This is a genomic window from Acidiferrobacter sp. SPIII_3, from assembly GCF_003184265.1.
In the GTDB taxonomy this organism is placed as follows: Bacteria; Pseudomonadota; Gammaproteobacteria; order Acidiferrobacterales; family Acidiferrobacteraceae; genus Acidiferrobacter.
The window spans coordinates 2,539,242-2,559,652 of sequence record NZ_CP027663.1; the positions used below are offsets into that span (position 1 = coordinate 2,539,242).

The following is a 20,411-nucleotide window of genomic DNA, read 5'->3' on the forward strand; positions in this document are numbered from 1 at the left end:
CGGCGCAACCGGGCCATTATCGGGTTGAAAGATTCAGGGTGCGTCGGGAATGCAGGCGCCGTTACCACGCGCGATGCCGATGACCCCGGAGCGCACCACCTCCAGAATCCGCCGCGACTGCAGAACCGAGATAAAGGCGTCGAGCTTGCTGCCGTCACCGGTCAGTTCAATGGTATAGGCGCGATCCGTCACGTCTATTATACGCCCCCGGAAGATATCCGACAGACGCTTGATCTCATCACGCTCGCCGCCCTCGGCACACACCTTGATGAGCAGCATCTCGCGCTCGATACGCTCATTATCCGTCAAATCGACCAGCTTCACCACGTCGACGAGCTTGTTCAACTGCTTACGGATCTGATCCACCACGCCCTCGGACCCGCTCGTGACGAGTGTCATGCGCGACAGGCTCGGGTCCTCGGTCGGCGCCACCGTGAGCGAGGCGATATTGTAGCCGCGCGCCGAGAACAGTCCGGCAACCCGCGACAAGGCGCCCGCCTCGTTCTCCAGAAGTATGGAAATGATGTGGCGCATCACGCGAGTTCGCGATCTGTCGCCAGATGCATCTCGTGGTGGCCGGCTCCGGCCGCGATCATGGGGTAGACATTCTCCGTCTGGTCGGTAATGAAATCGAGGAACACCAGCCGGTCACGCTGGCCGAGCGCCTCCTTCAAGGCGGCCTCCACATCGTGGGGCTTGTCGATGCGCAGGCCCGCGTGCCCGTAGCTCTCGGCGAGCTTCACGAAGTCCGGCAAGGCCTCCAGATAGGAGTGCGAATAGCGGCTCTGGTAGAAGAATTCCTGCCACTGACGGACCATGCCCATATAGCGATTGTTCAGATTGACGATCTTCAGCGGCAGATCGTACTGCTTGCAAGTCGACAGCTCCTGTATGCACATCTGTATGCTGGCCTCGCCGGTGACGCAGGCGACCAAGGCGTCGGGATGCGCGAACTGCACACCGATGGCCGCCGGCAGTCCGAAGCCCATGGTGCCAAGCCCCCCGGAATTGATCCACCGGCGCGGCTTGTCGAATTTATAGAACTGCGCCGCCCACATCTGGTGCTGACCCACATCGGAGGTGATGAAGGCGTCGCCCTGCGTGAGCCGATAAAGGGTCTCCAGCACGAATTGAGGCTTTATGACCTCGGTATTGGCGCGATCGTATTGGAGGCATTGGCGCGCACGCCATTCCTCGATCTTGCGCCACCAGACACCAAGCGCCGCCTTATCCAAACGGCCGCCAGTGGCCTTCAGGGCGGCGAGCAGATCGCGCATCGCAAGTCCCGCCTCGCTTATGATGGCGATCTCGACCGGGACGTTTTTCTGAATGGAGGCCGGGTCGACATCGATATGGATGATGCGCGCATTGGGGCAGAACTTGTCCAGATCGCCCGTCACCCGGTCATCGAAACGCGCGCCGACCGCGAGCAGTACATCGCACTCATGCATGCCCATGTTGGCCTCGTAGGTCCCGTGCATGCCGAGCATACCCACAAACAACGGATCGGTGGCCGGAAACGCGCCGAGCCCCATAAGGGTGTTCGTGCATGGGGCGCCGAGCCAGCGCACGAGCTCGGTGAGCTCGCGGGCGGCATTGCCGAGCACCACCCCGCCGCCGGCATAGACCATGGGGCGCTTGGCCTGTATCAAAAGATCGGCGGCCTTGCGTATGGCGGCCGGATCCCCCTCGCGCACCGGTTTGTACGAACGCAGCGTGGGGTCCTTGGGGAAGACATAAGAGGTCTTGTGGGCGGTGATGTCCTTGGGGATGTCCACGACCACCGGACCAGGACGTCCGGTAGTGGCCACATGAAAGGCCTTGCGCATGATGAGCGCAAGGTCGCGGACGTCCTTGACCATGAAGTTGTGCTTGACGCAGGGCCGGGTGATGCCGATCGCGTCGACCTCCTGAAAGGCATCGTCGCCGATCAGATGCGTCATGACCTGGCCTGTGAACACCACGAGCGGGATGGAGTCCATATAAGCGGTGGCGATCCCGGTCAGGGCGTTGGTGGCCCCTGGACCCGACGTCACGAGCACCACCCCGGGCTTGCCGGTCGAGCGCGCGTAGCCATCGGCGGCATGCGCCGCGCCCTGCTCGTGGCGCACAAGGATGTGCTTTACCTCTTCCTGCTTGTAGAGGGCGTCGTAGATGTGCAAAACCGCGCCGCCCGGATAGCCGAAAAGGTACTCGACGCCTTCATCGTGAAGGCAGCGAACGAAAATCTCCGCTCCCGTGAGCTCCAAAACGATGTCACCCCGCGATTTATGACCTTTTTCGAACCCCTGATTCTCGGATAAGGAACGCCACCGGTCAAGACCTTGGGACACCGTCGCCTCAAGTGATACCGTACTGGGGTGCCTGCAGTTCTCTTCGCCGGCCTGGCGCTTACAGGGGCGCAATCGCTGGATCGGCTGGGATGAGCCCCGGGGCCTCCAACAGATCATCAGCCACTCCCACTTCCTGATCTTGCCCCACGTGCGGGTCACAAACCTCGCAGGCCACGTGCTGGCGCTTGCCTTACGGCAGGTGACGGCAGGTGACCGCCGATTGGACCGCCACCTACGGCGTCCAGCCCCTGCTGGCCGAGACCTTGGTCGACCCCGCCCACTTTAAGGACACTGCTATCGGGCCGCCCACTGGATCGACGTCGGTCTCACCACGGGCCGCGGACGCATGGATCGCCATCACGAACGCCATGGGGCAAGCCCCAAGCGCATCCAGCTCTACCCGTTGGTACCCGACACCCGACAAAGGCTCCTGCAAGCCCCGTAATTCTAGCGGACGCGCCGATTCGAAGCGGGCTTAGTTCACATTGAGAATTGCTGCTGCCAGCTATCGCACTTGTAGTTTGTCAGGAATTCGCACATAGTTTCATACATGAACACGAGGACCAAGACCGCCGAGCTGATACGCCAACATATTGAGGGGATGCCGATTGGGGAGCCTTTTACCCCGACCGCATTCCTGGAGTGCGGCACGCGTGCGTCCGTTGATCAGACCCTATCTCGCCTCGTCAAAACCGGATCGATCGAGCGTGTGACGCGCGGCGTCTTTGTGCGTCCCGAGGTCAACCGTTTCGTCGGCAAGGTGATGCCCGGACCACTGAAGGTGGCTTTGGCCGTTGCCAAAACCACCGGAGCCATCGTCCAGGTTCACGGTGCCGAAGCGGCGCGTCGGCTTGAGCTGACCACCCAAGCACCAACACAGTCCGTGTTCGTAACGTCTGGCCCGTCGAAACGCATCCGCGTGGGCAAGATGGAGATCCGCCTGCAGCACGTCTGCCAGCGCAAGCTGGCTCTGGCGGGGCGTCCAGCCGGACTTGCACTGGCAGCGATGTGGTATCTTGGCAAGAAGGAAGTCACTCCGGCCCTCGTCGAGAAGATTCGGCGCAAGCTGGGATTGAGCGAGTTCGAGGTGCTGAAGTCCGCCACCAGCTCAATGCCTGCGTGGATGAGTGACGCCGTCTTCCGGAACGAGCGGACGGCCGTTCATGCCTGAGTCCTTCCTGCACCAACACCAATACCCACATGAAGCCCTGGAAAGCGGACGGCCGTTCATGCCTGAGTCCTTCCTGCACCTGAAAGCTCAAGAGTAGTCCCAAATCTATCGGGCGCTGGCTTTGCAGCTTGCCCGCTCGCCCGTCGTGCTGGAAAAGGATGTCTGGGTCTGCTGGGTGCTGCAGACCCTGTTCACCATGCCCGGCCGACTTCCGATGGCCTTCAAGGGCGGCACCTCGCTCTCCAAGGTATTCGGCGCCATTGCCCGCTTCTCCGAGGACGTGGACATCACGCTCGACTATCGCGGCTTGGACGCTTCCTTCGACGCATTTGCCGAGGGCGTGTCGAGAAACCGGCTGAAAAAGTTCAGTGAGGACCTCAAATCCTGCGTGCGCGACCATGCCCACGGTGTCGTAATGCCGCACTTCCAAACGGTGCTGGCGGCCGAGTTTGATGCTGATGCATTCCGACTTGAAGTCAGCGATGACGGCGAGCAGTTGCGAGTGCACTACCCAACTCTGGAATCTCCAGGAGACTACGTGGGCAACAGCGTCCTGATCGAGTTTGGTGGCCGAAACATCACCGAACCGAACGAGGAGCACGAGGTGCGGCCCGACATCGAGAAGCATGTCACCGGCCTCAAATTCCCTCGCTCGACGGTAAGCGTGCTGTCCCCGGCACGCACGTTCTGGGAGAAGGCGACGTTGATGCACGTCGAGTGCCAGCGCGACGAGTTCCGCGTCTCGGCCTCCCGCCTGTCACGCCACTGGTACGATCTGGCAATGCTGGCCGATCAAGTCCACGGGCAGGCCGCTGTGGCCGATCGCGCTCTGCTCGCAGATGTCGTTAAGCATATAAGAAGGTCTTCTACAGCGCGAGCTACGCCAACTACGACGCATGCCTGGTCGGGCAGCTCAAACTGATTCCAGGCGCGGCCGCGCTGGCCGCGCTGCGCGATGACTTCCAGCGCATGATCGGCGGCGGCATGTTCATCGGCGATCCTCCCGTTTTCGACGCCATCGTCGATCGCTTGTGCGCGCTGGAAACAGCGATTAATCAGTGACTCACGCAGGCGTTGTGCCAGCAGATAGTTCATGCCCGAGCCGAGTCGGCGATGACCTCGAACGTCCAGCCTTGGCGGGCGCAGTAGAGCTCCCGCACCTGTTTCTGCCGTTCCAGATCGTCCTTCTGGTCGCGGCTCGACACCCGAGCCTAGGCGATGATCTGGCGACTGGCCGCGTCTTCGGCGCGGAACATCTCCGGGCGCAGCTTGCCCAGGTCATGGCGGCGGTGTCCGCCCGCCGCATGCTCGGCCACCCGTTTACCCGCCGCTTCCCAGCGGCGCAGCGTCGTGATCGACACACCCCGCGCGGCAGCAGCCTCACCGATGCTTACCATCCTGTCCATTTTGTTGAGATTCGCATAGATATAGGTAGTTTGCAAGAGAGCTGCTCAAGCCCCGCCCGCTCCCCCCTAGACCCGGCGCCAGACCGTGCCCGTCGGCGTATCCTCGAGTACGATACCGCGCGCCTTCAGCTCATCGCGCAAGGCATCGGATCGCGCCCACTGCCGTTCGCGCCGCGCCTGATCGCGCAACGCCACCAACGCCTCGATATCCTCGTGGTCCCCGGTCCCCTGCAGGAATGCCGCCGGCGGTCGTGAGAGCAGACCGAGCGTTCCGGCCAACAGCCGCAGCGTGGCGGCGAGCCGCCCGACCGCCGGGGCATCGCCCTGTTCGCGCGCACGCTGGATGGCATGCCCGATCTCAAAAAGTACGGCGAGCGCCCCCGGGGTATTGAAATCATCATCCATGGCCGCCTCGAACCTGCGCGCGTAATCGCCATCGGTCTCGGCCGCCCCGTCCGGGGCATCCTTCAACGCCTGGTAGAGGCGCGTCAAGGCCTCGCGGCATTGCCCGATCGACTCGTCGTCGTAGTTCAGGGGGCCGCGATAGTGACTGGCGAGCAGGAAATAGCGCAGCACCTCGCCGTCGAATACCTCCAGGAGATCACGCAGTGTGCGAAAATTCCCCAGCGACTTCGCCATCTTCTCGCCATTCGTGCGCACGAAACCGACGTGCATCCAGGTATTGGCAAACGTTACATCATTGGCGGCCTCGCTCTGGGCGATCTCGTTTTCGTGGTGCGGAAAGGTCAGGTCGAGCCCCCCGCCATGGATGTCGAAATGGTCACCCAGGCAGTGCGCGGCCATCGCCGAGCACTCGATGTGCCATCCCGGCCGGCCGGGCCCGAACGGCGAGGGCCACGCAGGCTCGTGCGCCCGCGCCGACTTCCAGAGCACGAAATCCAGGGGATCATCCTTGGCCTCATCGGCCTCGACGCGCGCGCCCACCTTCAGATCGTCGAGCGTGCGTCCCGAAAGGCGTCCATAGCGGGGGAAGCGGCGCACATGAAAATACACATCGCCATTCGGCCCCTGATAGGCATAATCCTTGGCCATCAACCGCTCGATCATGGTCGTCATGTGATCGATGTAGCGGGTGGCGCGTGGCTCGTGATCGGGGGGCGCCACCAGGAGCGCCGCGGTATCCTCGGTCATGGCGGCGATGGTGCGTTCGGTCAGCGCCGCGATGTCCTCACCGTTTTCCTGGGCCCGATGGATGATCTTGTCGTCGATATCCGTGATATTACGTACGTAGGTCACACGATAACCGAGATGGCGCAAATAGCGCACCACCGTATCGAACACGACGAATACGCGCCCATGACCGAGATGGCAACGGTCGTAGACCGTGACCCCGCAGACATAAATCCGCGCATGGCCGGGCTCCAGGGGCACGAACGGGTCCTTGGCACGCGTCAGGGTGTTATAGATCTTGAGCATCGGTGCTTCCACATTCCAGCAGCCGCCGCGCCACGAGCGCGCGCGGCATCAGGGCCAGTATATCCTTCAGTTCCGGACCCGCGAGCCGGCCGGTCAGGGCCGCGCGCAGGCCATGAAAAAGCCGCCGGCCGCCATGGCCCGCGGCCTTCAGGACCGTCGGCAGATCGCCGGCCGCGCCGCCCGCGTCCAGGTGCGCTGCCGCCACGCGAAAGAATTCCGCGCCCGCCGCCCCGATCGCCGCGCGCGCATCCTCGTCCAGGGTCCGGCGCTCACCATACACGATCCCGGCCCAGCGACGGAAATCCTCCGGAAAGAGGGCATTGGGACGGACCGCCTCCACGAACCGCAGCCGGTCGGCCTCCGGGACATACTCCGCGACCCACGGCAGCCATTCGGTCACCGGGGTCCCAGCCATCGCCACCCGCTGCCAATGGAGCAGCTGTTCCCGGTCGTAGCGCGCCGGGGCATGCCCGATTCGCCGGCGATCGAAGGCCTGGGCGAGATCCATCAGGGGCAACAGTCGCTCCGACCCGACCACCGCACCCAGGCGCGCCAGGTAATTGATGACTGCAAGCGGCAGAAAGCCTTCCTCGCGCAACGCCGCAAGGCTGCCGGCCCCGTCGCGCTTGGACAACGGCACTCCGCCCGCGCTCAATACCAGCGGCAGATGGCCATACTCGGGGACCGGCAGTCCGAGGGCACGCAATATCAGGATCTGGCGCGGGGTATTGGCCAGATGGTCCTCGCCACGCAGCACCAGGGTGACGCCTGAGAGGGCATCGTCCAGGGCGTTGGCAAAGAAAAACATCGCCTCGCCCTGGGCGCGACGCACGACGAAATCCCCAAGGAGGCTGGTGGCCACACGCTGCGGGCCGCGCACGACATCGCAGAACGTCACCTCCTGCCCCGGCGGGACCCGAAAACGCCATACCGCCGCCCCTCCCGCGGCCACCCGGGCCAGCGCCGCGGCCGGATCGAGCGCCGCGCATCGCCCGCCATAACGCGGCGGCAGCCCCCGGGCGCGCTGGCTCGCACGTTCCGCAGCCAGTTCCGACTCCGTGCAAAAACACGGATAGACGAGGTTGTCGCGCGCGAGCTTCTGAAGGAAGTCGTCGTAGACCGCGCCACGCTCCGATTGGCGCCAAACAGCGGCCTCGTCGATATGAGCCGCGAACCCAAGCCACGCAAGATCGGCGCGCAGGGCGTGCTCGAACACGGGGCTCGCGCGCGCGCGGTCACTGTCCTCGATACGCAACAGGAATCGCCCGTCGGGCAGGGCGGCAAGCAGGCTAAAGAGCGCGGTACGCGCATTGCCGAGATGCAGGAGTCCACTTGGGCTCGGGGCGAAACGGGTTGTGGGCACATTCATCCCCTCATGATAGCGCGTCATTGCCCTGACCCGCCAAGTCGGCGACAATGCGCCAAACTTCACAGAGGATATCCCCATGGTGCACCTCGAGACCAACCAGGGCGTGATCGTGCTCGACCTCAATGCCGACAAGGCGCCGAAGACCGTCGCCAACTTCCTGGCCTACGCCCGCGAGGGATTTTTCACAAACACGATCTTCCATCGGGTCATCGACGGCTTCATGATCCAGGGAGGCGGTTTCGAGCCCGGCATGCGCCAGAAACCGACCCGCCCGCCGATCGACAACGAGGCTGACAACGGGCTGCGCAATGCGCGCGGCACGATTGCCATGGCGCGCACCAGCGATCCGCACTCGGCCACGAGCCAGTTCTTCATCAACGTCGCCGACAACGACTTCCTGAACTTCACCGCCCCCACCCCGACCGGTTGGGGGTATTGTGTGTTCGGGCGGGTAACCGAGGGCATGGATGTGGTCGATACCATCAAGGGCACCGCCACCACCAGTCGCAATGGGCACCAGGACGTGCCAGTGAACGACATCATCATCACCGGCGTGCGCCTAGACTAGACGCGTGAAGCCCCAGGCGTTCATTGCCGATCTGCATCTGACGGCGCAGCGGCCAGAGGCGATCGCGCTGTTCCGGGACTTTCTCGCGCATGCCCGCGACCGGCTCGATCATCTGTATATCCTCGGCGATCTGTTCGAGTATTGGGTCGGTGACGACGGCGCCGACGAGGCCGAATTCGCGCCGGTGGTCGCGGCCCTACGCGCGGCCACCGGCGCGGGCCTTGCGATCAGCATCCTGCACGGCAACCGCGACTTCTTGCTTGGGGAGCGGTTCGCCGCGCTCAGCGGTTGCCCCCTGCTCGACGATCCGCACGAGATCACCCTGTTCGGAACCCGGACCCTGATCAGCCATGGCGATGCGCTGTGTACAGACGATCGCGAATACCAGGCCTTGCGCCAGCAATTCCGTGACCCGCGCTGGCAACGGCAGGTCCTCTCCCGGCCGCTCGCCGAACGCGTCGCCATGGCCCGCGCCCTGCGCCAGGAGAGCGGCCGGGCGACCCCCGCCAAGGATGCCGCGTTGCTCGATGTCAATACCGCGGCGGCGGGCGCGCTGCTCGACCGTCACGACCTGCACCGCCTGATCCACGGTCATACCCATAGGCCCGGGGAGTACCTCGTGCCGACCGCCACAGGGCCGGGGGTGCGTATCGTGGTGGGGGACTGGTACGAAGGATCGAGCGTGCTGGTCGCGGGACCCGCGGGCCACGCCCTAGTCGCCGTTGCGGACTTCTCCCGGGCTGTAGCGGACGTAATGCGCGGGCAGGGTAAATAGGCTTCGTTTGACCGGGACGTCCTTCTTGTAACCGATCAGGACCTTCTCGTTCTCCTCGTAGTCCAGTATACGCACGGGGAAGCCGTAGGCGTATTCCCGATCCGGATCGAACACGTTATCGGCGAGATCGCAGGCGGTCTCAAGCCCTGCCGGCGTATTCGCCGCGGTCAGGGCCTGCTCCCCGGCGAGGGTATCCGAATAGGCCTTGAGGGCCGACACCACGCCCGGCAGGAGACCCTTGGCGGCCACGATGTAATAGCATTGATGATCATTCGTGTAGAGGCGATAACTCCGCAGCTTGTGGCCCTTGAAACGACCCTTGGCGTGCCCCCTCTGGACCGTTTCCTGCAGCTTGGCCGGCTTGGGGAGGGTGATGATATGGCTGCGGATGACGAGGATGGTGCGGTCGCTGTGATCGACGCTATAGATGATGCGCCGCTTGCGATCAAACAGGATGTAATTGCCGGTCCCGGTATCGGGATCGATGCGCAGATAGTGGCGATTGACGATGATACGCGTCGGAAACGGCGGTCCGCCGAGTTCCCGTTCCCTCATATTGAGGATCGTGGCGTGTGGTCCGCTGCGTCCGCAGGACACGAGCGCCAGGGCAAGCCCAGCGAGCGTAAGTCGCGTAAGAGCCTGGCGGACCCTCACCGTACCCCCTCCACGGCCGCGACCGCCCGCAGGCCGGTCTCGAGATCGGCCATCAGGTCATCGCGGTCCTCGAGACCTATGGAAAGGCGGATCAAGCCGTCTTCCACGCCGCCCGCGCGCCGCGCCTCGGGGGTCAGCCGACCGTGGGTCGTGGTGGCCGGATGCGTGACCGTGGTCTTGGTATCGCCGAGGTTGGCGGTGCGCGACAGCAACTGACAGCCGTTTATGAACGCAAACGCCCGGCGGCTATCGGCGTCCTTCAAGGTGAATGACACCACACCCCCGCCGGCCGACTGCTGGGCGCGCGCCAGATCGTATTGCGGATGGCTCGCGAGATAAGGGTAGAACACGCGATCGACAAGCGGCTGCGTCGCAAGCCACTCTGCCACCGCGAGCGCGGTCTCGCTGTGTGCCTTCATGCGCAGCGACAGCGTCTCCAGGCCCTTCAAAAAGATCCAGGCATTGAACGGGCTCATGACCGGGCCCGCAGTGCGCACGAACGGGAAGATCTCGCCTGTCACGATGCGCTCCTCGCCGACGATCGCCCCACCCAGGGCACGCCCCTGACCATCGATGTACTTGGTCGCCGAATGGACGACCAGATCCGCCCCCAGCGCGAGCGGCCTTTGCAGGACCGGCGTGCAGAACGTGTTATCGACCACCAGTTTGGCGCCATGGCGGTGGGCGATCCCGGCCAGGGCCACGAGGTCGCCCAACACGCACAAGGGGTTGGAGGGCGTCTCCAGGAACAAAAGGCGCGTGCGGTCGGTGCATGCACCCTCCCAGGCGGAGATGTCGTCGAGCGCCACAAAGCTCGTACTCACCCCGAAACGCGCCAACATCTGGAACAACGCGACAGACGGTCCGAATACGCTTTGCGAGACCACGACGTGGTCTCCGGCCTTCAGAAGCGCCATGCACACCGACAGGATCGCAGCCATCCCGGAGGCCGTCGCCAGTGCCCGCTCGCCGCTCTCCAGGACCGCCAGCCGCTCCTCGAATATGCGCACCGTGGGGTTGCCCGTGCGCGAATAGATATTGCCTTCGGCGCGCCCGGCGAAACGGTCGGCGGCCTGCTCGGCGTCGTCGAAGACGTAGCTCGACGTAAGAAACAAGGGCTCGCTATGCTCGCCTTCATGGGTCCGGTGATGACCGGTATGAATCGCGAGAGTCTCCATCCGACCCTTCAAGTGGTCATCCATTAGCCACCCCCCTTCCCGTTTTTCAACTAGTAGTACGTATGGAGTTCCGTCGATACGAGATCGTTCATGGGGCTCGTGCACTTCGCCGCATCCCCGCGCACATGCTCCACGTGCTCCAGGTAACTCTTATCGACATCACCCGTCACGTACACCCCATCGAAACATGAGGTATCGAAGCGTGTGATGCGCGGGTTGCCTTCGCGCGCCGCCTCGATGAGATCCTCCAGGTCCTGATAGATCACCCGGTCCGCGCCTATGGCGGCCGCCACCTCCTCTGTGGTCCGGCCGGTGGCGATGAGTTCCCGCGCCGAGGGCATATCGATGCCATAGACATTGGGGTAGCGAACGGGAGGCGCCGCGGAGGCGAAGTAGACCTTGTTCGCGCCCGCCTCGCGGGCCATCTGAATGATCTGCATCGAAGTCGTGCCGCGCACGATGGAGTCGTCGACCAGCATGACGTTCTTGCCGCGGAACTCGAGGTCGATGGCATTCAGTTTCTGGCGCACCGATCGATGCCTCTGCGCCTGGCCCGGCATGATGAAGGTCCGCCCGATATAGCGGTTCTTGATGAAGCCCTCGCGATACTTCACATCGAGTTCCTTGGCCATCTCCAAGGCCGCCGCGCGGCTCGTATCGGGAATCGGGATGATGACATCGATGTCATGATCCGGCCACTCGCGCAAGAGCTTGCGCGCCAGCCGCTCGCCCATGCGCAGGCGCGCCTTGTAGACACTGATCCCGTCCATGATCGAATCCGGGCGCGCCATGTACACGTGCTCGAATATGCATGGCGCATGGCGGGGATTCTCGGCGCACTGGCGCATGGACAGGCGGCCGGCCATGTCCACGAACAGGGCCTCTCCGGCCTGGACATCGCGCACGAGACCGTAACCAAGGACATCCAGCGCCACGCTTTCCGAGGCGAACATATGCTCGGGCCCCTCATCCGTGTCGCGTCGACCGTAGACGAGCGGCCTGATCCCGCAGGGGTCGCGGAACGCGACGATCCCGAAACCCGAGATCATGATGATTGCCGCATAGGCACCGCGCACGCGCCTGTGGACGGCGGCGATGGCCCGGAAGATGTGCTCGGGCGTCAAGGTCACGCCACCCACCTTCTGCATCTCATGGGCGAATACGTTCAGCAATACCTCGGAATCCGATTCGGTGTTGATGTGGCGCTGATCCTCACGAAACAGCTCATCACGCAACTCCGCGGCATTGGTGAGATTGCCGTTGTGCGCTATGGCAAGACCGAACGGCGAGTTGACGTAGAAGGGTTGGGCCTCGGCCGACGAGGCGCAGCCGGCCGTCGGGTAACGGACATGCCCGATACCCATGTCCCCTCGCAGCGCCATCATGTGGGAGGCCTGGAAGACATCGCGCACAAGGCCATTGTCCTTGCGCATGTAGACCCGTTTGCCGTCGCTCGTAATGATGCCGGCCGCGTCCTGACCCCGGTGCTGAAGCACGATGAGGCCGTCATAAAGAGCCTGATTGACAGGACTCTTTGCCAGTATACCGACTATCCCGCACATGATCGCGACCCCTCGGGGAGCGCTGAAAAGCTACCTAGTTTAGCCATAGCGGAGATTGCGGGCAACGTCCGCGGGCAACCAATGGGCCACATAGAGGGCCACTTGCTGAAAATACCCCACGAACAACGAGTCATGCCAGCTGGGATAATTGGGGAACGGCGTGAGACCGGCGAGCAAGACCATGAGGACCACGACCAGCGCCCCCTTCAGAAAACCAATGGCGCCCCCCAAAAGCCGGTCGGCGGCCTGCGAGCTGATCTTGAGCCAGGCGGCGCGAATGAAGTGGGATACGATCGCCAGGACCACGAAAGTGGCAAAAAACAGCAGAAAGAACACCACCACGGTCCGTAGATTCGCATCCTTCAGGTGACCCGCGAACCAGCCCGTGAAATCCCCGGAGAAAAGCCAAGCCACGACAAAGCTTAGGACCCACGTGAGAAACGACAAGACCTCGCTGATGAAACCGCGCAACACGCCCACGAGCACAAAGAGACCCACGACCAGAACGATAACGATATCCACCCAATTCATCGCGCTGCCGTCGCCTCCTGAATCACGAACCCTTGAATGCCGTCGCGCTCTTTGACGGCCTGCTGCGCGCCCTGCGCCCGTCTCTTGCCATAGGGACCGAGGATCACGATCACCCCGCGGCTCTTCGCAAGCCGGGTCAATTTGACGTGCGCCGGGAAGCCCTGCCCCTTCAGCCGGTGCGCAAACATGATGCCGTCCGCGGCATTCACATAGGCGCCGACCTGCACATACCATTGCTGGACGACCGGCGCCGGCGGAGGTCGCGTTGGGGGTGCCGGCAAAACCGGCGTCCGACGCGATGGTACGGACCGCGGCGCTTGGGCATCGGCCACCGGCGCCGGCGCAATGGAAGACGCGATCGGCGCGGGGCGGGTCGGCCGCGCCGGAATGTCCGCCATGACCGCCCGCACACCGTGTGTGGCACGACGCACGGTCAAGATCTCGCGGCCATGGACCGCCGATGGCGGCCGCTGTAACAGTATCGGCAGGACCACGACCGCCACGGTCACGAGAATCGCGGCGCCCACGATTCTGCGCTTGGCATCAAACGACCCGTCCTCCCCCACCGCCTCCTCTCCGGTCCTGCATGAGGGCGAGTATAGCACCGACCGTCTTGAACGACCCAAAAACGACCACCCGGTCGTCGTGTCGCGCGCACCCCAGGGCTGCCCCGTAGGCATCCACCGGGTCGTCATAGAGTCCGTCGGGGATCACGCCGACGGTCCGCAGGGCGGCCTCCAGGGACGCCGCCGCGGCCCCCCGCGGATCATCCAAGGATGCCAGGAACCAGCCGTCGAATGACCGCCTGAGGGCCGCAAAAACCTCGATGATCGGTTTGTCCTTGAACATACCCACGACCGCCAGCGTGCGCCCCGCCACACGCTGCTCGTTTAGGGTCAGCGCGAGCGTATGCGCGGCCTCCGCATTATGGGCGACATCGAGGACGACACGCGGCCCCGGTCCCGGCAGGGTCTGAAAGCGTCCGGCCAGACGCACGGCCTTAAGCCCCGCGCGCACATCCTGGGCGGTGAGCGCAAGACCCGGCAGGGCCTCGGCCACGGCCAGCGCGCACGAGGCGTTGGCCAACTGATAACGGCCGCGCAGGGCCGGATAGGGAAGATCGCGAGCGCCCGCGGCGCTCAGGAAGCGCCACGCGGACTCCGACTCCTCGTAGCGAAAATCGCGGCCCGCGATCACGGCGCGCGCGCCCATGCGTTGCGCCTCGTGGCTCACCGACTCCGACACGTCGAAGCCGATGACCGCCGGACGGCCGGCGCGAAAGATGCCGGCCTTCTCACGTCCTATCGTCTCGCGGTCCGGCCCCAGCCAGTCCTTGTGATCAGTGCCTACCGAGACCACCACCGCCACATCGGCGTCGACGATATTGACCGCATCGAGGCGGCCACCAAGCCCTACCTCCAGGATCGCCACATCGACAGCGGTTTGCGCAAACAGCCACAGCGCCGCCAATGTGCCAAACTCAAAATAGGTCAGGGACGTGTCGCCGCGCGCCTCCTCGACCGCGGCAAAGGCCTCGCACAAGGCCTCGTCGGTGGCCTCCTCGGCATTCACGCGCACCCGCTCGTTGTAGCGCATGAGGTGCGGCGAGAAATAAGCGCCGGTGCGATAGCCCGCCGCCCGATAGCAGGATTCCAGGATGGCGGATGTCGAACCCTTCCCGTTGGTCCCGCCGACGGTGATGACCGGGCATGACAGGGGTGTCATCCGCTCATAGACCGCGCGCACCCGGCGTAATCCGAGATCGATGCCGCGGGAGTGGAGGCGGTCTATGTGGACCAGCCATGCTTGAAGGGTTTCGTGACTCAGAGATCTTTGTGCAACGCGTTGGTGGTATGGGCGACAAGCGGCCTGTTGGTCATGATCGACAACAGCCGGGAGATCGTCTCGCGCAGCTTGTGGCGATGCACGATCATGTCGATCGCGCCGTGGTCGAGCAGGAACTCCGATCGCTGAAAGCCCTCCGGCAGGGTCTCGCGCACGGTCTGTTCGATCACGCGCGGGCCCGCGAATCCGATCAGGGCCTTGGGCTCGCCTATGATCACGTCTCCGAGCATGGCGAAGCTCGCCGACACCCCTCCCATCGTCGGGTCGGTGAGCACCGAGATGAATGGCAGTCCCTCGTCTGCCATGCGCGAGAGCGCCGCGCTGGTCTTGGCCATCTGCATGAGCGAGGTCAGCCCCTCCTGCATGCGCGCACCACCACTGGCCGCGAAACAGACAAAGGGCCAGTGCTCGGCCAGGCAGACATCCACGCCGCGCACGAAGCGCTCGCCGACCACCGAGCCCATGGAGCCGCCCATGAAGGCGAACTCGAAGGCCGCGGCCACCAGCGGCAACCCCTGCAGGCGCCCCTGCATCACGACGAGCGCATCCGACTCCCCGGTGGTCTTCACGGCATCGGTCAGACGGTCCTTGTAGCGCTTGCTGTCCTTGAACTTGAGGAAATCCGTGGGCGCGAGATCGCCACCAATCTCGGGATGATCCCCGGCATCGAGGAAGGCGGCAAGCCGCTTGCGCGCCGATATGCGCATATGATGATCGCAACGCGGGCACACGCCCGCATTCTTTTCGATCTCGGCGTGATACAAGACATTGGCGCACGCCGGACATTTGCTCCACAAGCCCTCGGGCACGGCCTTCTTCGCCACCCCCCGGCTCTTGATCTTGGGGGGCAGAAGCTTGTCGAACCAACTCATGATGGCTTCCCCCCGCCCCGTACGAGGGCCGCGCGCAGGTCACGCACGAAGGTCTCGGTATCAGCGATCGCCGCCTCGGTGGACGTCCCGGCCGCCATCTTCTCCACGATCGCGCTGCCGACAATGACAGCATCGGCGAAGCGCCCCACCTCGGCCGCCGAGCGCGCGTCACGAATCCCGAAGCCCACGCCCACGGGAAGCGCCGCGCTCTGGCGCACGATGGCAAGCCGGGCGGCGACTTCGGCCACATTCAGGTGGCTCGCCCCGGTGACCCCCTTCAAGGCCACATAGTAAAGAAAACCCGTGGATGCCGCGCCGATCACGGCGAGCCGTTCCACCGATGTCGTCGGCGACAGCAGAAAAATCGTATCGAGACCCGCGCGCGAGGCCTCGGCGCGCCATTCGGCGGCCTCCTCGGGGGGCATATCGACGAGCAACACGCCATCGACACCGGCTGCCTGGCAGGCCCGTGCAAAGACCCCATAACCCATGACCTCCACCGGGTTCACATAGCCCATGAGGATCACCGGCGTGCGCGTATCGTCGCGCCGGAACGCCGCCACCCGATCAATGATGGCGCGGGTGGTGGCGCCGGCGGCAAGCGCCCTTTGGTGGGCCATCTGGATCGCCGGACCGTCCGCCATGGGGTCGGAAAACGGCATGCCGACCTCGATCACATCGGCACCCGCGCGCACCAGGGCGTGCATCAGCGGCACGGTGGCCGAAAGTGTGGGGTCGCCACCGGTGATGAACGGGATCAGGGCCGCGCGCGTGCCGGCCAGCGCCGCGAACGTATCCTTTATGCGCGACACGTCTTCGCCCCCTCGTAGGCCGCCACGGTCTCCACGTCCTTGTCCCCGCGACCCGACAGATTCACGATCAGCGCCGCCTCCGGCCCGAGGCGCGCCGCCAGGGTCTGGGCATAGGCGAGCGCGTGGCTCGACTCCAGCGCCGGCAGGATGCCCTCGAGGCGCGTGAGCGTATGAAAAGCCGCCAGCGCCTCTTCATCGTCGACCGCCACGTAGCGGGCGCGCCCACTATCCTTCAGCCAGGCATGTTCGGGTCCCACGCCCGGATAGTCGAGGCCCGCCGAGATCGAGTGCGTGTCGCGAATCTGCCCATCCTCATTGAACATGAGATAGCTGCGCGCCCCGTGCAATACCCCACGTCCGCTATCGGCCGTCAGCGGCGCCGCATGCCGGCCCGTCGCCAGCCCCTTGCCCGCCGCCTCGACACCGTAGAGCGCAACCTCGGCATCATCCAGGAACGCATGGAAGAGCCCAATGGCATTGGAGCCGCCGCCCACGCACGCCACCAGCGCGTGCGGCAGCCGCCCCTCGCGCTCCAGGAACTGGCGGCGGGCCTCCTGCCCGATCACCGCCTGGAAATCGCGCACCATGGCCGGATAGGGATGGGGTCCACTCACCGTCCCGATCACATAAAAAGTCTCGTCGACCGTCGTCGCCCAATCGCGCATGGCCTCATTCATGGCATCCTTCAGGGTCTGTGAGCCGAGCGTCACGCTCACCACCTCCGCCCCCAAAAGACGCATGCGCCGGACATTGGGGGCTTGGCGCGCGATGTCCTCGGCACCCATATAGATGACGCACGAGAGCCCCAGACGGGCGGCCACGGTGGCGGTCGCCACCCCATGCTGGCCGGCCCCGGTCTCGGCGATCAGGCGCTTCTTGCCCATGCGCCGGGCAAGCAAGGCCTGGCCTATCGTATTATTCACCTTATGAGCGCCGGTATGATTCAAGTCCTCGCGCTTTAGGTAGATGCGCGCGCCGCCGGCGTGCGCGGTCAGGCGCTCCGCGAGGTAGAGCGGCGACGGCCGTCCCACGTAATCCCGGAAATCGGCGGCAAGCTCCGCGTGGAAGGCCGGGTCGGCACGCGCCTCGCGGTACGCACGCTCGAGATCGGCGAGCGGGCCCATTAAGGTCTCGGCCACGAAACGGCCCCCATAAGGCCCGAAGTGCCCGCGCTCATCCGGCTGTTCGTAACTCATGCCTCTCCTCTTGCGTAGCGGCAGAACTCGCGCATGCGCCGTTCATCCTTGATCCCAGGCGCGCTTTCGACGCCACCGCTGACATCGACCGCGTAGGGCCGGACCTGATCGATGGCCGCCGCCACATTCGCCGGGGACAGGCCGCCCGCCAGAATCACGGGCTTGCCGAGACCGCCGGGGATCCGCCCCCAATCGAAGACCTGTCCGGTCCCGCCGGGGCGCCCTTTTTGGTGGGTATCCAGCAGCAGGCCCTGGGCGGATGCATAATGCGACTCGGCCGCGCGCACATCCACCCCCTCCGCCATGGCGATCGCCTTCAGGTACGGCCGGCCATAACGCCGGCACTCTTCCGGCGTCTCCCGGCCATGAAACTGCAAGGCATCCAGCGCCACGTCCCTCAATACCGCCTCGATCTCCCCGGGCGTGGCATCGACGAACAGCCCGACGCGCGTCACGAACGGGGGCAGCACGGCCACAATCGCCCGCGCGTTATCGATCGTGACATGGCGCGGACTCGACCCATAAAACACAAGACCGATGGCATCGGCGCCGGCCGCGGCCGCGGCCGCGGCGTCTACGGGCCTGGTGATCCCACAAATCTTCACGCGTGTCGGCATAGGGCGATGGAGTGTATCAGAGGCGTGGCCCCCGGCTTAAGTCTTGGACGCCTGGTAGGCCTCGAAATGCGTCCTGAAGAGTCTCTCCAGATCGTCGATCACCTCCGCATTCGGCCGCCCTCCGATGACATTCTGGGCCATCAGGGTCGAGGTCTCGTTTAGCATCTTCCCGCGATCCAGCATGGGATAGCTGGCCGCGAGCCGCTTGATGGCGCGCACCACGCTCTCCTCGTCAGGCCGCGGGATCGGCAGGGGTTCGGATGGCGCCGGGGGTTTCACGCCGCCGAGCCGCACGTGCAGGAATTCGGCGAACGCCAGGACCTGCTCCTGGCCCTCGTCCGGAAGATCACGCACCACCGCCAGCAGGCGTTTCTCGAAGCGATCCACGGCTACTCACCGATATTCAATCGGAAGACCGGCATCTTGCGCCGTTCCCTCATCAAATCGAGCTCTTTGACGAGCGCCACGATCACCTGGTCTGTCGTGCGCTGCGTATCCCCCCAATGCCGGCGCGCCTCGGCCAACAACTCGCCGATGTCGGGCGGCGTCTTGCGCTTGGCCTCCATGATCATGTCCTCGATCATCCCGGGCTTTAGTTCCGGACGAAACAACAGGCCATAGGCCAAGGGGTCAGGGCGGATGGCGATCCAGCGGCCGTCATCGTCGACCACGATCGGCTCCATGCCCTGGGGCAGGGTCGCGCTGCCATTGGCCATCACCAGCACCGGCCGGCCGTCGACTGCCTGGGCCAAGGCGTCCGCCTCCCCGGCCGGGGTCTTGTGGGCGGTCGTCCAGTAGGCATTATGAAAGGGCTCCGGACTCAGGAGTGCACCCTCATACTCGGCGAGCACCAGGGCCCCGTAGCCGAGCCCAACCATCGGCCGGCGCGCATCGCGAAATATCCCGATCAACCGCAACTCATCATCATGCCAGGGGTTTTTGTCATGATCGCCGGGCAGGGCCTGGCCTCCGAGCACGAACAGGGCATCGAACTGGCCGGCACTACCCGGCAGGTCCTGCCCCACGAACGGCCGGAAATAGGCAAAGCCGATATCGCGCTTCTCGAGCTGGTTTTCGATCAGCCCGAGGAACTCGGAATAGGTGTGCTGAACGACCGCGAATTGCTTCATGAGGCCTGCGCCTTGGCCACCGGCTCGACGCCGCCTTGCCGCTCGCAATGCGCATGCGCAAAGCGCATGAACTCCTCCACCGCCCGCAAGCGGAACTTCTGGCGTTGATAGACAAAGGAGAACGGGCGATCAATGGGCGGATCGAGTGGCAGGGCGACCAGGGTGCCAAGCCGCAGCTCCTTGGCCACCGTCGCCTTGGAGACGATGGATACGCCCAGGCCGGCCTCCACCGAGCTCTTGACCGATTCGGGGCTGCCAAACTCCATGCTGAGATTGAGGTCGTGCCATTGCAGGGCGTTGTGCGCCAGATAGTCGCTGATGACCTCGCGGGTTCCCGAGCCCTCCTCGCGCGCCAGAAAGGGGAGATCGAGGAGTTCGCGCACCGGGACCTTGTCGGCCCGCGCCATGGGATGGTCGGGTCGGCAGATGAACACCAACTGGTCTTGCCAGCAGACCTCCACCGCGAGGTTCTTGTTGGCGACCGGCGATTCGACGATGCCGATATCGACGGTATTGCTCTCCACCATATGCACGATGCCCAGGGAATTGGACACACTGAGACGGATACGCACATCCGGGTGGCGGCCCTGAAACTCGCCCAGAAGGGCCGGCAACACGTACTCGGCAATGGTGGTGCTGGCGCCGATGATGAGCACACCCGAGACGTCCCCGGTAATGTCGCGGACACGGATGTTCATCTCGTTGTAGAGGCCTATGATCCGGTCGGCATACTCAAAGACCCGTTCGCCGGCGGCTGTCAGATTGATGCGGTTGTGGGTACGATCGAACAGGCGGGTATTGAAGAATTCCTCGAGCTGGCGCACCTGAAAGGTGACGGCCGGCTGTGTCATGTGTAAGGTCTCCGCGGCCTTGGTGAAACTCAAAAGCCTCGCCACTGTATGGAATACCTGGAGTCGCCGGTCAGCCATGTCTCTTTCCACCCCTCGATCGCGCG

General features: G+C 64.4%; 22 protein-coding genes and 1 pseudogene. 5 read left to right on the top strand and 18 right to left on the bottom strand.

Annotation, left to right across the window (positions count from 1 at the left end; translation table 11 throughout):
* Nucleotides 1-33: 33 nt before the first annotated feature.
* Together ilvN and ilvB are read right to left on the bottom strand one after the other, a co-directional pair.
* Nucleotides 34-534 carry an acetolactate synthase small subunit gene (gene ilvN / locus C4901_RS12780; protein WP_110137660.1) on the bottom strand — a complete coding sequence of 167 codons (501 nt, stop codon included), beginning with the start codon at nucleotides 532-534 and terminating at the stop codon, nucleotides 34-36.
* On the bottom strand, nucleotides 534-2,450 hold the full coding sequence (gene ilvB, locus C4901_RS12785; RefSeq protein ID WP_110137661.1) for a biosynthetic-type acetolactate synthase large subunit: 1,917 nt from the start codon (nucleotides 2,448-2,450) through the stop codon (nucleotides 534-536). Before ilvB ends, ilvN begins: the two co-directional genes overlap by 1 nt.
* Here ilvB and C4901_RS19520 point away from each other — a divergent pair.
* From C4901_RS19520 to C4901_RS12800, 3 genes are all read left to right on the top strand, one after another.
* A complete protein-coding gene (locus tag C4901_RS19520; protein WP_370445986.1) occupies nucleotides 2,365-2,619 on the top strand; it encodes a Druantia anti-phage system protein DruA in 255 nt (84 codons plus the stop codon). The genes ilvB and C4901_RS19520 overlap by 86 nt on opposite strands.
* Before the next feature lie 264 nt (nucleotides 2,620-2,883).
* Nucleotides 2,884-3,504 carry a DUF6088 family protein gene (locus C4901_RS12795; protein WP_110137662.1) on the top strand — a complete coding sequence of 207 codons (621 nt, stop codon included), beginning with the start codon at nucleotides 2,884-2,886 and terminating at the stop codon, nucleotides 3,502-3,504.
* 121 nt (nucleotides 3,505-3,625) lie between these two features.
* The gene (locus tag C4901_RS12800; protein WP_205736002.1) at nucleotides 3,626-4,426 is read left to right on the top strand and encodes a nucleotidyl transferase AbiEii/AbiGii toxin family protein; all 801 of its coding nucleotides are present in this window, start codon (nucleotides 3,626-3,628) and stop codon (nucleotides 4,424-4,426) included.
* Between the two features lie 164 nt (nucleotides 4,427-4,590).
* Here C4901_RS12800 and C4901_RS19525 read toward each other — a convergent pair.
* From C4901_RS19525 to gltX, 3 genes and pseudogenes are all read right to left on the bottom strand, one after another.
* Nucleotides 4,591-4,910: pseudogene (locus C4901_RS19525) on the bottom strand (recombinase family protein); the annotation flags it as partial.
* 66 nt (nucleotides 4,911-4,976) lie between these two features.
* Entirely contained in the window at nucleotides 4,977-6,347 is a 1,371-nt protein-coding gene (gene cysS, locus C4901_RS12810; protein WP_110137663.1) for a cysteine--tRNA ligase, read from the bottom strand.
* A complete protein-coding gene (gltX, locus tag C4901_RS12815) occupies nucleotides 6,331-7,716 on the bottom strand; it encodes a glutamate--tRNA ligase (protein ID WP_110137664.1) in 1,386 nt (461 codons plus the stop codon). The genes cysS and gltX overlap by 17 nt, the downstream gene beginning before the upstream one ends.
* A 76-nt stretch (nucleotides 7,717-7,792) precedes the next feature.
* On the opposite strand from gltX, the gene C4901_RS12820 reads away from it, so the two are divergent.
* Together C4901_RS12820 and C4901_RS12825 are read left to right on the top strand one after the other, a co-directional pair.
* Nucleotides 7,793-8,284, top strand: coding sequence for a peptidylprolyl isomerase (locus C4901_RS12820; RefSeq protein ID WP_110137665.1), 492 nt, complete (start codon nucleotides 7,793-7,795; stop codon nucleotides 8,282-8,284).
* Nucleotides 8,285-8,288: 4 nt separating this feature from the next.
* Nucleotides 8,289-9,059, top strand: coding sequence for a UDP-2,3-diacylglucosamine diphosphatase (locus C4901_RS12825; protein WP_110137666.1), 771 nt, complete (start codon nucleotides 8,289-8,291; stop codon nucleotides 9,057-9,059).
* Here C4901_RS12825 and C4901_RS12830 read toward each other — a convergent pair.
* The 13 genes from C4901_RS12830 to C4901_RS12890 are packed head-to-tail and all read right to left on the bottom strand — an operon-like array spanning nucleotide 8,997 to nucleotide 20,385.
* Nucleotides 8,997-9,713, bottom strand: coding sequence for a hypothetical protein (locus C4901_RS12830; RefSeq protein ID WP_145960724.1), 717 nt, complete (start codon nucleotides 9,711-9,713; stop codon nucleotides 8,997-8,999). The two genes, C4901_RS12825 and C4901_RS12830, sit on opposite strands and share 63 nt — an antisense overlap.
* Nucleotides 9,710-10,915, bottom strand: a complete 1,206-nt coding sequence (locus C4901_RS12835) for an O-succinylhomoserine sulfhydrylase (RefSeq protein WP_205736005.1) — start codon at nucleotides 10,913-10,915, stop codon at nucleotides 9,710-9,712. Before C4901_RS12835 ends, C4901_RS12830 begins: the two co-directional genes overlap by 4 nt.
* 26 nt (nucleotides 10,916-10,941) lie before the next feature.
* Entirely contained in the window at nucleotides 10,942-12,453 is a 1,512-nt protein-coding gene (purF, locus tag C4901_RS12840; protein WP_110137668.1) for an amidophosphoribosyltransferase, read from the bottom strand.
* A gap of 39 nt (nucleotides 12,454-12,492) precedes the next feature.
* Entirely contained in the window at nucleotides 12,493-12,984 is a 492-nt protein-coding gene (locus C4901_RS12845; protein ID WP_110137669.1) for a CvpA family protein, read from the bottom strand.
* Nucleotides 12,981-13,550, bottom strand: a complete 570-nt coding sequence (locus C4901_RS12850) for an SPOR domain-containing protein (RefSeq protein ID WP_110137670.1) — start codon at nucleotides 13,548-13,550, stop codon at nucleotides 12,981-12,983. The genes C4901_RS12845 and C4901_RS12850 overlap by 4 nt, the downstream gene beginning before the upstream one ends.
* On the bottom strand, nucleotides 13,528-14,811 hold the full coding sequence (folC, locus tag C4901_RS12855; protein WP_110138652.1) for a bifunctional tetrahydrofolate synthase/dihydrofolate synthase: 1,284 nt from the start codon (nucleotides 14,809-14,811) through the stop codon (nucleotides 13,528-13,530). The genes C4901_RS12850 and folC overlap by 23 nt, the downstream gene beginning before the upstream one ends.
* Complete coding sequence (gene accD, locus C4901_RS12860; RefSeq protein ID WP_110137671.1) at nucleotides 14,808-15,701, bottom strand: acetyl-CoA carboxylase, carboxyltransferase subunit beta; 894 nt, start codon at nucleotides 15,699-15,701, stop codon at nucleotides 14,808-14,810. Before accD ends, folC begins: the two co-directional genes overlap by 4 nt.
* A complete protein-coding gene (trpA, locus tag C4901_RS12865) occupies nucleotides 15,698-16,513 on the bottom strand; it encodes a tryptophan synthase subunit alpha (protein ID WP_110137672.1) in 816 nt (271 codons plus the stop codon). The genes accD and trpA overlap by 4 nt, the downstream gene beginning before the upstream one ends.
* Nucleotides 16,501-17,709, bottom strand: a complete 1,209-nt coding sequence (trpB, locus tag C4901_RS12870; RefSeq protein WP_110137673.1) for a tryptophan synthase subunit beta — start codon at nucleotides 17,707-17,709, stop codon at nucleotides 16,501-16,503. Before trpB ends, trpA begins: the two co-directional genes overlap by 13 nt.
* The gene (locus C4901_RS12875) at nucleotides 17,706-18,326 is read right to left on the bottom strand and encodes a phosphoribosylanthranilate isomerase (RefSeq protein ID WP_110137674.1); all 621 of its coding nucleotides are present in this window, start codon (nucleotides 18,324-18,326) and stop codon (nucleotides 17,706-17,708) included. The genes trpB and C4901_RS12875 overlap by 4 nt, the downstream gene beginning before the upstream one ends.
* Nucleotides 18,327-18,362: 36 nt before the next feature.
* Nucleotides 18,363-18,713 carry a hypothetical protein gene (locus C4901_RS12880; protein ID WP_205736006.1) on the bottom strand — a complete coding sequence of 117 codons (351 nt, stop codon included), beginning with the start codon at nucleotides 18,711-18,713 and terminating at the stop codon, nucleotides 18,363-18,365.
* 2 nt (nucleotides 18,714-18,715) lie between these two features.
* Complete coding sequence (locus C4901_RS12885) at nucleotides 18,716-19,456, bottom strand: type 1 glutamine amidotransferase (protein WP_110137675.1); 741 nt, start codon at nucleotides 19,454-19,456, stop codon at nucleotides 18,716-18,718.
* On the bottom strand, nucleotides 19,453-20,385 hold the full coding sequence (locus C4901_RS12890; RefSeq protein WP_110137676.1) for a LysR family transcriptional regulator: 933 nt from the start codon (nucleotides 20,383-20,385) through the stop codon (nucleotides 19,453-19,455). Before C4901_RS12890 ends, C4901_RS12885 begins: the two co-directional genes overlap by 4 nt.
* Nucleotides 20,386-20,411: the final 26 nt, after the last annotated feature.

What these genes read in the sequence shown, in the direction of transcription:
- ilvN (WP_110137660.1), bottom strand. Translation starts at nt 534, where the DNA reads ATGCGCCACATCATTTCCATACTTCTGGAGAACGAGGCGGGCGCCTTG.
- ilvB (WP_110137661.1), bottom strand. Translation starts at nt 2,450, where the DNA reads ATGATCTGTTGGAGGCCCCGGGGCTCATCCCAGCCGATCCAGCGATTG.
- C4901_RS12795 (WP_110137662.1), top strand. Translation starts at nt 2,884, where the DNA reads ATGAACACGAGGACCAAGACCGCCGAGCTGATACGCCAACATATTGAG.
- cysS (WP_110137663.1), bottom strand. Translation starts at nt 6,347, where the DNA reads ATGCTCAAGATCTATAACACCCTGACGCGTGCCAAGGACCCGTTCGTG.
- gltX (WP_110137664.1), bottom strand. Translation starts at nt 7,716, where the DNA reads ATGAATGTGCCCACAACCCGTTTCGCCCCGAGCCCAAGTGGACTCCTG.
- C4901_RS12820 (WP_110137665.1), top strand. Translation starts at nt 7,793, where the DNA reads ATGGTGCACCTCGAGACCAACCAGGGCGTGATCGTGCTCGACCTCAAT.
- C4901_RS12835 (WP_205736005.1), bottom strand. Translation starts at nt 10,915, where the DNA reads ATGGATGACCACTTGAAGGGTCGGATGGAGACTCTCGCGATTCATACC.
- purF (WP_110137668.1), bottom strand. Translation starts at nt 12,453, where the DNA reads ATGTGCGGGATAGTCGGTATACTGGCAAAGAGTCCTGTCAATCAGGCT.
- C4901_RS12845 (WP_110137669.1), bottom strand. Translation starts at nt 12,984, where the DNA reads ATGAATTGGGTGGATATCGTTATCGTTCTGGTCGTGGGTCTCTTTGTG.
- accD (WP_110137671.1), bottom strand. Translation starts at nt 15,701, where the DNA reads ATGAGTTGGTTCGACAAGCTTCTGCCCCCCAAGATCAAGAGCCGGGGG.
- trpB (WP_110137673.1), bottom strand. Translation starts at nt 17,709, where the DNA reads ATGAGTTACGAACAGCCGGATGAGCGCGGGCACTTCGGGCCTTATGGG.
- C4901_RS12875 (WP_110137674.1), bottom strand. Translation starts at nt 18,326, where the DNA reads ATGCCGACACGCGTGAAGATTTGTGGGATCACCAGGCCCGTAGACGCC.
- C4901_RS12885 (WP_110137675.1), bottom strand. Translation starts at nt 19,456, where the DNA reads ATGAAGCAATTCGCGGTCGTTCAGCACACCTATTCCGAGTTCCTCGGG.
- C4901_RS12890 (WP_110137676.1), bottom strand. Translation starts at nt 20,385, where the DNA reads ATGGCTGACCGGCGACTCCAGGTATTCCATACAGTGGCGAGGCTTTTG.